The organism is Deltaproteobacteria bacterium (genome assembly GCA_029210625.1).
Taxonomy (GTDB): Bacteria; Myxococcota; Myxococcia; order SLRQ01; family SLRQ01; genus JARGFU01.
Window position 1 is genome coordinate 156,757 of the sequence record JARGFU010000013.1, and the last position, 15,868, is coordinate 172,624.

At 71.5% G+C, this 15,868-nt stretch carries 3 protein-coding genes; all 3 read left to right on the forward strand.

Translation table 11 applies throughout. The features are described 5' to 3' along the window. Nucleotides 1–21: 21 nt before the first annotated feature. The 3 genes from P1V51_14085 (at nt 22) to P1V51_14095 (ending at nt 15,731) form a co-directional block, all read left to right on the forward strand. Nucleotides 22–3,969, forward strand: a complete 3,948-nt coding sequence (locus tag P1V51_14085; GenBank protein MDF1564175.1) for a DUF4215 domain-containing protein — start codon at nt 22–24, stop codon at nt 3,967–3,969. A gap of 173 nt (nt 3,970–4,142) precedes the next feature. After that, entirely contained in the window at nt 4,143–9,809 is a 5,667-nt protein-coding gene (locus tag P1V51_14090) for a lamin tail domain-containing protein (protein ID MDF1564176.1), read from the forward strand. 258 nt (nt 9,810–10,067) lie between these two features. After that, a complete protein-coding gene (locus P1V51_14095) occupies nt 10,068–15,731 on the forward strand; it encodes a lamin tail domain-containing protein (GenBank protein ID MDF1564177.1) in 5,664 nt (1,887 codons plus the stop codon). Nucleotides 15,732–15,868 lie beyond the last annotated feature (137 nt).

Below are 15,868 nucleotides of genomic sequence, written 5' to 3' on the forward strand. Positions count from 1 at the left end.
TCCCCACAAGGATGCTCGAAGATGAAGCGCCTCGCGAAGCTCGGTCCTGCCCTGCTGGTGGCTCTCCTCACGGCCGGGGGCCTCGGCTGTCCCGGGGGCGATCCGGCCCTGGAGCCGGTGGTGATGTCCTTCACCGCCACCCCCTCCTCGATCTCCGCGGGGGAGAGCAGCACCCTGGCCTGGGTGACCCAGAACACCGTCTCCCTGCGCCTCGTGGACGACGCCGGCAACACCATCGACGTCTCGGCCGCCGGGGTGGAGAGCGGCAGCGTCGAGGTGAGCCCGGGCGCCACGACCGAGTACGCCCTGACCGCCACCGGCGGGGAGGACACCACGCCGGTGACGGCGCGCCTCACGATCACCGTGGCTCCGGCCGACGTCTGCGGCAACGGGACGGTGAGCGGCTCGGAGGCCTGCGACGACGGGAACACAGCGGACGGCGACTACTGCTCGGCGGCCTGCGACGCCGTGACCGGCCGCTGCGGTGACGGGTCCCAGCAGACCAACGAGGCCTGCGACGACGGGAACACCGTGGACGGCGACTACTGCTCGGCCGACTGCGCCGCCGCCACCGGCGCCTGCGGCGACGGGACCCTCCAGACCAACGAGGCCTGCGACGACGGCAACACCGCCGACGGCGACTACTGCTCGGCCGACTGCCTCACCGCCAACGGCGCCTGCGGCGACGGCACCCTCGAGACCTTCGAGGCCTGCGACGACGGCAACACCGCGGACGGCGACTACTGCTCGGCCGACTGCATGACGGTCGACGGCGCCTGCGGTGACGGCGCCCAGCAGGCGAACGAGGTCTGCGACGACGGGAACACCGCCGCCGGCGACTACTGCTCGGCCGACTGCCAGAGCGTGGACGGCGCCTGCGGGGACGGCACCACCCAGATCAACGAGACCTGCGACGACGGCAACACCGCCGACGGCGACTACTGCGCCGCCGACTGTCAGAGCGTCACCGGCGCCTGCGGCGACGGCACCCAGCAGACCAACGAGGCCTGCGACGACGGCAACACCCTGGCGGGCGACTACTGCGACTACGACTGCCAGACCGTCACCGGCTCCTGTGGCGACACCTTCGTCCAGGGGAACGAGGTCTGCGACGACGGCAACACCACCGACGGCGACGGCTGCCGGGCCGACTGCCTCGGGCGGGAGGAGTGCGGCGACACCCTGCTCGATCTCGGAGAGGCCTGTGACGACGGCAACACCACCGAGGGCGACGGCTGCCGGGCCGACTGCCTGGGTCTCGAGCAGTGCGGGGACGGCCTCCTCGACCTGGACGAGGAGTGCGACGACGGCAACAACACCGACGCCGATGGCTGCTCTGCCCTCTGCACCCACGAGGGCGGCTCCTGCGCCCTGGCCTATCCCCTCGCCACCTCGGGCGCGACGGGCAACGGCACCTTCCGCTGGAGCGCCAGCACCGCGGGCTTCACGGCCTCGCTCGACGCCCCCTGCGCCACCACCGGCCAGAACCCCGAGGCCTTCGCCGAGTTCACCGCCCCGGCGGCCGGTGACTACTACATCCTCGCCTACACCCCGGGCTGGGATGCGGTGATGTGGATCTGGGACGCGGTCTGCGACGCCGCCTCCACCTCCCTCGCCTGCGTCGACACCGTCTTCGGCGCCGGGGGCGAGGACACCACCCTCACCCTGGCGAGCGGCCAGACGATCTTCATCGTGCTCGACGGCTGGGGCGACGGCACCACCAACGAGGGGGCCTTCGACCTCTTCGTGGCGCCGCAGATCTGCGGCGACGGCCTGGTGATCAACACCGAGGCCTGCGACGACGGCAACGCCACGGCGGGCGACGGCTGCTCCGACACCTGCGCCCTCGAGCCCGGCTACACCTGCCCGGCCGCGGGCCAGGCCTGCCGGCTGATCCAGTGCGGTGACAGCTTCATCGACGGCAGCGAGACCTGCGACGACGGCAACGCCACGGCGGGCGACGGCTGCTCGGACCTCTGTGTCCGGGAGGCGGGCTACGCCTGCCCGGCCGCGGGCTCGGCCTGCCGCCAGATCGTCTGCGGCGACGGCTTCGCCGACCCGCCCGAGGCCTGCGACGACGGCAACACCGCCGCCGGCGACGGCTGCGGCGCCAGCTGCATGTGGGAGGGCGGGAGCTGCGCCGATCCCTACGACCTCACCGCCCTCGGCGCCCGGGCCGACGGCTCCTTCACCTGGTCGAAGGACACCTCCCTCTTCGCTGCCGACTACAACGCCTCCTGCACCAACTCCGGCGCCAACGGCGACGCGGTGGCCCGCTTCGTGGCGCCGGCGGCCGGGGACTACCTGATCCGGGTCGTGGCCACCGAGTTCGACCCCGTGCTCTGGGTCTGGGATGCCGTCTGCGATCCGGCCACCGCCGACGAGGTCTTCTGCCGGGACCAGGGCGCGGGTGACGAGCTCTCGGTCGAGGCGCTGGCCGCCAACCAGACCCTCTACATCGTGGTCGACGGCTACGGGAACTCGACCTCCAACGAGGGGCAGTTCACCCTGACGGTGGCCCCGGTCGTCTGCGGCGACTCGGTCATCACCGCCGGCGCCGAGCGGTGCGACGACGGCAACGCCACCGCGGGCGACGGCTGCTCGGACAGCTGCGAGGTGGAGAGCGGCTGGGACTGCCCGGCGGTGGGGAGCGCCTGCACCTTCGTCTGCGGCAACGGCACCATCGACGCCTCCGAGGTCTGCGATGACGGCAACTTCGCCGGGGGCGACGGCTGCGCCGCCGACTGCGGCGCCGTGGCCCAGGGCTGGGACTGCCCCGTCGTCGGCGCGGACTGCGTCTTCACCTGCGGGAGCGGCACCCTCGAGGGGAACGAGACCTGCGACGACGGCAACAACACCAGCCTCGACGGCTGCACCGACCTCTGCCTCCTCGAGGGTGGCTTCGACTGCTCCGGGACGCCGACCACCTGCACCTCCTGGTCGCTCCCCACCGCGGCCGGAGATCTGGTCATCACCGAGGTCATGCGCGATCCCCTCCTGGTGATCGACCGGCTGGGGGAGTGGTTCGAGCTCCACAACCCGACCGGCACCGATCTCCAGCTCCTCGGGGTCAAGGTGGGCGACGAGACCAACGCCTGGGAGAGCTACACCTTCACCGAGCCCTTCGGCCTGCCGGCCGGCGGCTACCTGGTCTTCGGCAGCGAGCCGGACCTGAACGCGAACGGCGGGGTCGCGGTGGACGTGGTCTACGAGCCCTACGACTTCAACGCGCAGAAGGGCATCGATCTGGGCAACGGGACCGACGGCCTGCGGGTGACCGACGCCGGAGGCGCCCTCCTCGACGTCGTGATCTGGGATGGCGGCACCTCCTTCCCCAACCAGACCGGGGCCTCCATGGCGCTGCTGCGAGGGATGGACGCGACCCAGAACGACGCCGGCGGGGTCTGGTGTGCCGGCAGCACGCCCTACGGCGATGGTGACCTCGGCTCGCCCGGGGTGGCCAACCCGCTCTCGGACTGCACCCTGACCACGCTCCTCTCCGAGAGCTTCGATACCTGGCCGCTCACCGGCTGGACCCTCCAGGACGGCAGCGCCGACGGCCACACCTGGGGCCAGTGCTCCGGGCGGGTCCTGAACAACAGCACCAACGCCTTCGCCTGCGTCGACAGCGATCTGGCCGGCGGCGGCGTCACCCTCTCCGAGGGGCTCGTCTCCCCGGCCTTCGACGCCAGCAGCCACGCCTTCGTCGCCCTGACCTTCGTCCAGTACTACAACGACTACAATGCGGCCGACTCCGGCCACGTCGAGGTCTCGGTGAACGGGGGGGCGAGCTGGACCACCGTCGAGACCTACAGCAGCGTCGACAGCATCAACGGAGAGACGGCGACGATCGATCTCTCCTCGATCGCCGCCGGCCAGCCCTCGGTGCAGGTCCGCTTCCGCTACGAGGACGGCGGCACCTGGTGCTGGTACTGGCTGATCGACACGGTGACGGTCGTCGCGCTCTAGGCTGCGTCTATCCGGCTGATTTCTAAAGGAAATCGAGGTCCTCCGGGGCGGTGTTCCGCTTGACGGAGTGGGGGTGGGTCGCTACCTTTCGCCCACTTCGCGGCGGCTCCACGGCCCTCTGACGGCCACCGCACGCGGGCGCCCTTCGCCACCGGTTCATCCCGGGAGGACCCATGCCGTCGTCTCCTCGTTTCACCTCGCTCCTCGGCCTGCTGGCCCTCCTCCTCGTCGCCACCGGCTGCCCCAAGCCGCCCTCGGTCACCGATCCGAGCATCGACCGCTTCGAGGCGAGCGCGACGACGATCACCGCCGGCGGCACGGTCACCCTCTCCTGGGAGACCTCCAACGCCCTCGCGGTCACGATGGTGGACGGCGCGGATCAGCCCGTGGACCTGGCCGGCGCCCCGGCCGCCGCCGGCTCGGTGGACCTCACCCTCGATGCGGTGGGCAGCCACACCTTCACCCTGACCGCCACCGGCGAGGAGGAGAGCAGCCCGGCCACCGCCAGCGTGACCCTCACCGTCGAGGCGAGCCCGGCCCCGGTGATCACCTCCCTCACCGCCACGCCCGCGAGCGTCGCGCTCGGTGATCCCGCGAGCCTGAGCTGGACCACCACCGGCGCCGACACGGTGAGCATGGTGGACGACGCCGGCAACACCCTCGATCTCGCGGGTCAGGGCGCCGCCTCCGGTACCGTGAGTGTCACCCCGGCCGTCGACACCACCTACACCCTGACAGCCTCCGGTCCGGGGGGCAGCACCACCGCCACCGTCACCGTGACGGTCTTCGTCCTGCCGACGATCCTCACCTTCGAGTCCGACGCCGCCGGCGCGGTGGTCGCCGGCTCCCCGGTGGTCCTCTCCTGGACCACCACCGACACCGACTCGATCGCCCTGGTCGACGACGCGGGCAACGCCATCGACGTCAGCGCCCTCAGCCCCACCTCCGACTCGGTGACGGTGACCCCGCTGGAGAGCAGCACCTTCACCCTCACCGCGACGAACGCGAACGGCTCGACGGACGCCACCGTCACCGTCGAGGTGCTCACCCACATCATCGCCTTCACCCTGAGCCCGGAGGTCGCCCGGGCGGGCGACACCCTCACCCTCGCCTGGCAGATCGGCGGCGCGACCGCCGCGGACCTCAGCGGGCCCGGCGGCTTCAGCTACGCGATCCCGGCCGGCGAGCTGCTGGCGGGCAGCACCACCCTGAGCGCGGCCACCGCGGGAGACTTCGTCCTCTCCGCCACGGGCCCGCAGAACAGCGACAGCGCGACCCGCACCCTGGCCATCACCACCGCCCCGCGGATCCGGACCTTCACCGCCACGCCCGACGCGCTCACCGAGGGTGAGGCCACCACCCTGGCGTGGACCGTCGACGGGGCGGACGCCCTGGACCTGACCGACTCCCTCGGGAACACCGTCGACATCTCCGCGCTCTCGGTGACCTCCGACAGCGTCACCCAGACCCTGGTGGTGCCGGGGACCGTGACCTACACCCTCACCGCGACCAACGCGGACGGCAACCACGTCCTCACGGCCGACGTGCTGGTGGCGGCCCACCCGAGCATCGACACCTTCGTCGCCGTGCCGAGCCGGCTGCCCGCCGGCGACGTCACCCTCCTCTCCTGGACCACCTCCGCGGCGGACTCGGTGAGGCTCGAGGAGAGCACGGTCGACCTGGGCATCCCCGCGACCGATCTCGACGGCAGCCACCAGACCGGGGCGCTGGCCGCGGACACGACCTACGTCCTCTACGCCTCGAACGCCGCCGGCCACGAGGCGAGCGCCAGCCTGACGGTCACCATCGGCGCTCCCGTCAACACGAGCTTCACCGCCACGCCGGGCGCCGGGGCGCCGGGCGCCACCCTCCAGCTGGGCTGGACGAACGAGGGCGGCACGACGCTGACCATCAGCGACGGCACCACCGACGTCTGCACGGTGAGCACCGCCGCCGACGTGGCGGCGGGGACCTGCGACATCACGGCGCCGGCCGCCGTCGGCACCCACACCTTCACCCTCACCGTCACCGACAGCCAGGGGGGCAGCGACACCGCCACCCTCGATCTGCGCGTCTCGGACGGCCCGATCATCCAGTCCTTCGAGGGCAACGCCGCGCTGATCTCCGAGGGCGACACCCTGACCCTCTCCTGGCTCGTCGACGACGATCCGGCCGGGAACACCCCGTCCCTCAACCTGACCGACGATCAGGGCAACACCTACGACCTCAGCGGCCTGGATCCGAACGCGGGCAGCGGCGACCTCGTGGGGCTCGCGGCCGGCACCTACGTCTTCACCCTCGCGGCCACCACCGGGGTGGGCACCGACGCGAGCGCCAGCTTCACCGTGACCGTGGTGGCGATGCCCGTCATCCTCACCTTCGGGGCGAACCCGGACGCGCTCGACACCCTCGGCGGCACGGTGGTGCCCACCACCGACCTCGGCTGGACCACCCTCGACGGCGTCAGCGCCGAGCTCTGGGAGCTCGACGCCACCGGCGCCCCCATCCTGCCGGCCCTCCACGTGGCCGCGAGCCAGGGGGAGGTCGACGCCCACACCCTCCTGGGCCACCCGCTCACCTTCTCCACGACCTTCCGGCTCCACGTCGAGAACGCCGCCGGGGGCGCGGCCGAGGCCGACCTCACGGTCATGGTCGACGGCCCGCAGATCCTCGCCTTCGAGGCCACCCTCGGGGGGACGCCGGTGAGCGAGGTCGTGGCCGGCGAGCTCATCGACCTGACCTGGACCACCAACCGGGCCGACGCGGTCACCCTCGATCCCCCGCCGGTGCGGCTGACCAGCGGGCAGTACCAGGACATCAGCGCCACGGGCACGATGATCACCTTCAGCGACCCCGACATGGGCGAGGCGCTGATCACCTTCCCGGCGGGCTTCACCTTCCCCTACTACGGCAGCGCCCGCACCCAGGTGGTCGCCACCTCCGACGGCTTCCTCTCCTTCGATCCCGCCGTCTCCAGCACCGGCGCCAACGATCCCTTCCCGCACCCCAGCAGCCCCCACGGCGGGGTGATCGCCGCCTTCTGGGACGACCTCGACCTGCCGGTCACCGGCCACGGCTACACCCTCCACCAGGTGAACGCCGGCGGACCCGACGCCTTCATCATCTCCTGGCAGGGCACCCAGCTCTGGAACGAGCCCACGACCGATCTGAACTTCCAGATCGTCCTCTGGGACGACGGCAGCTTCGCGGTGAACTACGGCACGATGAGCGGGCCGGGCGCCGACGGCGACGTGGCCGCGGCGGGCTTCGAGGACGACACCGGGACGCGCGGGGTGCAGTTCTTCCGCAACGAGGCCTGGCCCGGCGGCCTCACCGGCCTCGGCTGGCAGGTCGACGCGGCGGTGCCCGTGAGCGGCAGCGTGCAGGTGACCCCCACCGGTGACACCACCTACACCCTCACCGCCACCAGCGCGGCCGGGACGAGCTCCTCCGGGCTCGGCCTGATCGTGCACCCGCCGGCGCAGGTCCTCTCGACCGGCGTCAGCACGGTCTTCCCGGAGGAGACCTTCCCCTTCGACCTGACCTGGACCACCCGGGACGCCACCCGGGTGGTGGTGACCGACGCCGGCGGCAACGTGCGCTGCACGGTGACCGACCCGGGCCAGGTCCTGGCGGGCACCTGCGCCCTGAGCGAGACCACCGCCGGCACCTACACCTACACCGTGACCGCCACCGGCGCGCTGCCGCGGGACACCACCGCGACCGTCCAGACCGTGACGATCTGGCCGCTGCTCGAGATCAACTCCTTCACGATCAGCGACGGCTCGGTCACCGACCCCGTGCAGGTCTTCGTGAGCGCGGGCACCGGCGTCACCCTCTCCTGGGACGTCAGCGGCGCCGTCGGCTTCTCCCTCGTCAGCAGCGTCAGCGGTGACCTCACCCCGGCGAGCTGGACCGCCACCGGGACCCTCTCGGAGACGCCCACCCAGACGACGACCTACACCCTCTCCATCTCGGACCACGTCGCCTTCGCCGCGGGCAGCCGGGTGGAGAGCCACCAGGTGACCGTCTACGTCGACGCGGCGCGGATCGACTCCTACGGGGCCAGCGCCACGCAGGTCGCGCCGGGCACCTCGGTCGACCTCTCCTGGACCACCTCGGGCATCGTGGACAACACGACCCTCTCCCCCCTCGAGGTGCAGAGCACCATCGGCAACAGCTTCGCCAGCATCGTCGGCGCGGCCGGGGCGATCCAGGTGGTGCCGGTCGACGGCGGCGGCTCCCCCGACTACGACGGCGGCAACGCGCTCGTCACCCTGCCGGGCTTCCCCTTCCCCTTCGACGGGCAGGTCTTCACCGAGTTCGCGATGAACGCCAACGGGATCCTCTTCCTCGATCCCTCCGTGGGCACCGGCTTCCACACCAGCCACCCGATCCCGGACGTGCGCGCCCCCAACGGCGGCCTGATCGCGCCCTACTGGGACGACCTCGACGGCACCGCCGGGGTCTCCGGCCTCTGGTACCAGCTGACCGGGGTCCCCGGCAGCCAGACCCTCATCCTGGAGTGGGCCTCCTTCACCCACTACTGGAACGGCGGGACCCTCACCTTCCAGCTCGTGCTCCAGGAGTCGGGCGCCTTCGAGGTCCGCTACCTGGCCATCACCGAGAACGGCTCGAGCGGGGTCGTGGGCTTCGAGTCGATCTCGGGCGAGAGCGGCTACGCCCTGGTGAGCAAGACGGCGGCCCCCGGGAAGATCGCCGCGGGCGCCGGGCACCTCTTCCGCCTCGACGTGCTGCCCGCCAGCGGCACGACCACCGTCACGCCCACCCGGACCACGACCTACGAGCTCTGCGCCACCGGCGGCGGCTACACCGACTGCCAGACGGTGACGATCGTCGTGATCCAGCCGGGTGACCTGCTCATCAACGAGCTGATGCTCCAGCCCCAGGCCGCGACCGGGAACGGAGAGTGGTTCGAGCTGCTCAACCAGACCGCAGAGCCCATCGACATCGAGGGCTGGACGCTGCGGGACGGCGGCGGCCAGAGCACCCTCATCGCCAACGGGGGACCCCTCCTGGTCCCGGCGGGCGGCGTGCTGCTCCTGGCGGCCGAGGCGAGCCCGGCCCTCAACGGTGGGGTCACCCCGGCCTACGCCTACGGATCGGGGCTCTCCCTCGACCTGCCCACCGACGACCTGGTGATCGAGTTCGGCGGGACGATCATCGACACCGTCACCTGGGACGGCACCTGGCCCTTCACCCCGGGCGCCTCCCTGGCCTTCGTCTCCGCGGGCGGCGGCGATCAGAGCGTGAACGACCTGCCGGCGGCCTGGATGGCCTCCCTGCTGCCCTATGGCGCCGGCGACCTGGGCTCTCCGGGCACCGCGAACTTCCGCGTGCTCCTCGCCGAGGACTTCGAGGTCTGGCCGCTGACCGGCTGGACCATCGAGGACGGCAGCGCCGGCGGCGGCCCCGACGGCTTCACCTGGGGCGAGTGCACCTCCGGCCGGACCCTCGTCGGCAGCAGCGGCGCCTTCGCCTGCGCCGACAGCGACGCCGCCGGCAACCTGGTGGTGATGGACGAGGGCCTGGTCTCACCCAGCCTCGACGCCAGCGGCGCCAGCAACGTCACCCTGCTCTTCACCCACTTCTACAACTGGTACCTCTCCGACGAGGGCAGGGTGGAGGTCTCCACCGACGGCGGCCAGAGCTACACCGTGGTCGCCACCTACACGGCCGACTCCACCAACGGCGAGCGGGTGCAGCTCGACCTCTCGACCCTGGCCGCCGGGCAGGCCGACGTGCGGGTGCGCTTCCACTACAGCGCCGACTACGACTGGTACTGGCTGATCGACGACGTGCGGGTCCTCGCCTACTGAAAAGCGATGTGATTACAGCCGTTTGAGTCGCGCCCCGATCCCGGGGCGCGTCTTGACGGGTCGTCGCCGGACCTCTACTTTGCCCCCGCTCCTTGAGCGGAGCGGAGGGGTCTGCAGCACCAGGAGTCCGTCGAAACACACGGGCTCCACTCGAGGGTGCACGAGCGCCTGCTTCGCCCGCTCGTCGCGGCCGGTGGAATGCGGCCGCGGGTCGAGATCCCAAACGAAAAGCACTCATCCCCACTCGTGAGAGGTCCCATGTACTCGCTCCGTCTCTCCTCGATCGTCGGGCTCTTGGCCCTGCTCCTCGTCGGCACCACCGGCTGTCCCAAGGACGAGCCCATCACCCAGCCCGACATCGTGAGCTTCACCTCCGACCTGACCACGATCACCGGCGCGGGCAGCGCGACCCTCTCCTGGCAGACCACCGGCGCCAGCGCCGTCTCGATGGTCGACGGCGCGGGTCAGGCCGTGGACCTGGCCGGCGCGGCCGCCGCCGCCGGCTCGGTCGACGTCCTCCTCGACACGGCGGGCGCCCACACCTTCACCCTCACCGCTACCGGCGAGGAGGGGAGCACCCCGGCCACCGCGAGCCTGACCATCATGGTCGAGGCGAACGCCGCGCCGCAGATCACCGCCTTCGCGGCCGCCCCGGCCTCGATCAACAGCGGTGGGACCTCGACCCTCTCCTGGGCCACCACCGGCGCCGACTCCCTCAGCCTGGTGGACGACGCGGGCAACACCATCGACCTGAGCGGCCAGGCCGTCGCCGCGGGCAGCGTGGCCGTCACGCCGGCGGCCGACATCACCTACACCCTGACCGCCACCGGCCCCGGCGGCACCGCGACCGCGACCACCACGGTGACCGTGCTCGTCGTCCCGACCATCCTCACCTTCACCTCCGACGCCACCGGTCCGATCGTCGGCGGCGCCCCCGTGATCCTCTCCTGGACGACCAGCGGCGCCGACTCCCTGACCCTGGCCGACGACGCCGGCAACACCATCGACGTGAGCGGGCTGGCCGTCGCCGGTGACTCCGTGAGCGTGAGCCCCACCGTGAGCGCCACCTACACCCTCACCGCGACCAACACCAACGGCAACGCGACGGCCACCACGAGCGTGGACGTGCTGACCGCCATCATCAGCTTCACCCTGACCCCGAGCACCGCCCGGGCGGGCGACACCGTCACCCTCGACTGGCAGATCGGTGGCGCCTCCTCCGGTGACATCACCGGCCCCGACGGCTTCTCCCACACCCTCACCGCCGGCGAGCTGGCCATGGGCACCACCACGGTGACCGCGGGCAGCCCCGGTGACTTCGTCCTCTCGGCCACCGGCCCGCTGAACAACGACAGCTGGACCGAGGCCCTGGCCATCACCACCGCGCCGCGGATCCGCACCTTCACCGCCACCCCGACCGACGTCACGGTCGGCGAGAGCACGACCCTGGCCTGGACCGTGGACGGCGCGACCACCCTGGCGCTCACCGACTCCCTCGGGAACACCATCGACGTCTCGGCCCTCTCGGTGACCGCCGACAGCGCCAGCCAGACCCTGACCACCTCGGGCACCGTCACCTTCACCCTCACCGCCACCAACGTGGACGGCAACCACGTGATGACCGCCGACGTGATCGTCGACGGCATGCCGACCATCGACACCTTCGCGGCCCTGCCCAGCCGGGTCTCCGCCGGGGCCGACACCACTCTCTCCTGGACCACCTCCAACGTCACCTCGGTGCGCCTCGAGGAGAACTCCGTCGATCTCGGCATCCCCGCCACCGACCTGAGCGGCACCCACCTCGCCACCAGCCTGGCCGCGGACACCACCTACGTCCTCTACGCCTCCAACAGCGCGGGCTTCGAGGTGAGCTCGAACCTGACCGTCACCGTGGGCGCTCCCCTGAACGTGAGCTTCACCGCCAGCCCCGCGGCCGCCGCGCCGAGCGACGCCATCACCCTCCAGTGGGTGAACGAGGGCGGCACCACCGTCACCGTGAACGACGGCACCACCGACGTCTGCCTGGTGAACGTGCCGGCCGACGTGGCCGCGGGTAGCTGCAGCGTCACCGCCCCGGCGGCCCTCGGGACCTACACCTACACCCTGACCGTCGCCGACGGCGCCGGCGGCAGCGACACCGCCACCGCCGACCTCTTCGTCTCCGATGGGCCGATCATCCGCGACTTCAGCGCCTCGGCCACCGGCATCTCCGAGGGTGACACCCTGACCCTCTCCTGGATCGTCGACAACGATCCGGCCGGCACCACGCCGACCCTCAGCCTCACCGACGACCAGGGCAACACCTACGACGTCTCCGGCCTCGACCCGAACCTGGCCAGCGGCGACCTCGTCGGCCTGACGGCGGGCACCTACGTCTTCACCCTCGGCGCCACCACGGGCGCCGGCACCGACGCCGTGGCCACCGTGACGGTCACCGTGGTCGCCCTGCCGACCATCGTCACCTTCGACGCCAACCCGCGCTCCCTGGACACCCAGGGTGGCACGGTGGTGCCGACCACCGACCTCAGCTGGACCACCACCGACGGCGTCTCCGCCGAGCTGCGCGAGCTCGACGCCATCGGCCAGCCCCTGCCCACGCCGGTCCACGTGGCCGCCAACCAGGGCGAGGTCGACGCCTACACCCTGGCCGGCCACAGCCTGACGGGGACCACCGTCTTCCAGCTCCACGTCGAGAACTCGGTCGGCGGCTTCGTCGAGTCCATCGTCACCGTCGTCGTGGACGGCCCGGTCGTCACCTCCTTCGTGGCGACCCTCGGCGGCAACCCCGTCACCGAGATCGTCGCCGGCGAGACCGTCGATCTCACCTGGACCACCGACCGGGCGGACACCGCCGCCCTGGAGCCGGCCGCGATCCAGATGACCACCGGCCAGTACGTCGACATCTCCGCCACCGGCACCGCCCTGACCTTCTCGAGCGGTGACGACACCACCACCGACCTGGTCTTCCCGGCCGGCTTCGCCTTCCCCTTCTACGGCACCGACCGGACGCAGGTGCGGGTCTCGACGAACGGCTTCATCACCTTCGACATGGCCGCCTCCAGCAACGCCGGCAACGACCCCATCCCGGACACCACCTCGCCCAACGGCGGCGTGATCGCGGCCTTCTGGGACGACCTGCACCACTACACCACCGGCGTCGTCTACTGGGAGCTGGTCCCGGACGCCGCGGGCCCCGACGCCCTGATCATCCAGGCCCACAACGTGCACGCCTACAGCGGTGAGACCACCACCGACTTCAACTTCCAGTACGTGCTCTGGGACAACGGCGATCTGGCGGTGAACTACGCCACCATGAGCTCGACCGCCGACCAGGCCGACGCGGACGGCTCCGGCGCCACCATCGGCTTCGAGGACGACACCGGCACCCGCGGTGTGCAGATCTCCTACAACTCGCCGGTGGCCGGCGGCCTCACCAACACCGGCTGGCTGATGCAGCTCGAGGTCCCGATCAACGGCTCGACCCCGGCCTCTCCGATGGCCGACACGACCTACACCCTGACCGCCAGCAGCGCCTCGGGCTCCGACTCGGCGGCGGTGACCCTCGTCGTGCACCCGGCGGCCCAGATCTCGGCCTCGGGCTTCACCCCGGCCCAGCCCCAGGAGGGGCAGGTCTTCGACATCACCTGGACCACCGTGGACGCCACCCAGGTCGTGGTCACCGACGCGGTTGGCAACGTGCTCTGCACGGTCACCGCTGCGGCGGACGTCGCCAGCGGCACCTGCGCCGTGACCGAGGCCACCGCGGCCACCTACGACTACACGGTCACCGCCACCGGCGCCCTGCCCCGGGACACCACCTCGGCGACGGTGAGCGCCCAGGTCTATCCGGCCCTGGTGATCAACGGCTGGACCGCCACCGACGGCACCAACACCGAGCCGGACGAGCTCTTCGTCGCCGGCGGCACCTCGGTCGACCTGGCCTGGGACACCGCGGGGGCCGCGGGCCTCGCGATCGTCGCCAGCCCGGGCGGCAACATCACCCCGGCCGGCTGGGGGGCCACCGGCACCCTGACGGTGAACCCGGCCGTGACCACCCTCTACACCCTCTCGATCTCGGACGACGCGGCCTTCGGGGCCGGCAGCCGGATCGTCACCGACACGGTCCGGGTCTACGTCGACGCGGCGCAGGTCACCAGCTTCGGGGCCAGCACCACCCAGACGGCGGCGGGCGCCAGCGTGGATCTCTCCTGGACCACCACCGGCACCGTCGACGCCCTGACGGTCACGCCCTCGGGGGTCACGACCACGACCGGCAACACCTTCACCAGCATCGTGGGGCTCGCCGGCGCCGTCGACATCTCTCCGACCAACCTCAACGGCGGCTACACCAACGTCGCCCTGCCCACCTTCGCCTTCCCCTTCGATGGGCAGAGCTTCACCAACTTCCGGGTCTCCTCCACCGGCTTCGTCAGCTTCAATACGGCCGACACCGCGTCGCACTGGGCCAACGACCCCATCCCCTCGAGTGACGCGCCCAACGGCGGCGTCATCGCCGCCTTCTGGGACGACATCACGGGGACGACCGGCACGACGACGGTCACCTACCTGACCGCGGGGATCCCGGGCAGCCAGACGCTGACCTTCCAGTGGACCGGCTTCAAGCACTACAACGCCGGGGGCAACATGACCTTCCAGCTCGTGCTGCACGAGAGCGGGTCGGTCGAGGTGAACTACCTGGACATGACCGCCACGGACCCGGCGGACGACGACCTCTTCGACGGCAGCTCGGCCACGGTGGGCTGGGAGAACATCGCCGGCAACGACGGGGTGGCCTTCGTCTACAACACGGCCTCTCCGGCGCTGATCGCCAACGGCGTGAAGCACGTCTTCGATCTGTCGCCGCTGCCCGCCAACGGGACCACGACCGTCACCCCGGCCGAGACCACGACCTACGAGATCTGCGCCACCGGCGGCGGCCACACCGACTGCCAGACGGTGACCGTCTACATCGTGGTGCCCGGCGACCTCATGATCAGCGAGCTGATGGTCGATCCTGCCGTGGCGGGCGGCGAGTGGTTCGAGGTCTACAACAACCTCGGCGGCGACATCGACATCGAGGGCTGGGTCCTGAAGGACGACGGCGGCCAGACCCACACCATCGCCAGCGGCGGCCCGCTCCTCGTGCCGGCCAACGGCTTCCTGGTCCTGGCGGCCAACGCCGACTCCGGCACCAACGGCGGCCTGACCCCGGCCTACGCCTATGGTGCGGGCCTGACCCTGGACTCGCCGGCCGATCAGCTCGTCCTCGAGTTCGACGGGGTCGAGATCGACCGGGTGAGCTGGGACGCCGCCTGGACCCTCACCAGCGGGGCCAGCCTCTCCTTCGACCTCTCCCAGGCCGGCGATCCGGCGGCCAACGACACGCCCCTCGCCTGGTGCACCGAGGGCACCTCCTACGGCGCGGGCGGGGCCGGCAGCCCCGGGGCCGCCGGCGGGTGCTTCTCCTTCGTGACCTACTCCAGCACCCCTGGCCTGGCGGTCCCGGACAACGGCGCCACCGGCAGCCCCTGCGACAGCGTGGGCAGCGCCGTGGACAGCTTCGTCGTCAGCGAGACCGGGCTGGTCCTCGACGTGAACGTGCTGGTCGACGTCACCCACACCTGGGACTCCGACCTCATGTTCTGGCTCGGCTTCGACAACGGCGGGACGCCCATCTGCGTGGAGCTCTCCACGGGCAACGGCAGCTGGGACGCCAACTACACCCAGACGCTCTTCGACGACGAGGCCACGACCCCGATCACCTCGGGGAGCGCCCCCTTCACCGGCGCCTACCAGCCGGAGGGCCTGCTCTCCGACTTCGACGGGGTGTCCATGAACGGGACCTGGACCCTCTACGTCGCCGACGACGCCAGCGGCGACACCGGCACCCTCAACGAGTGGCGCCTCACCCTGAGCTACTAGGCACCAGCTAGCCCAGAACCCCGTCTCATCCGTGGGCCCCGGCTGCTTCGCGCCCGCCGGGGCCCGCTCTTTCACCGTCCCTGGATTGGGGGTTACCCCCCCGGGGGGGACCCCCGATCGGACCGCTTGACAGATGG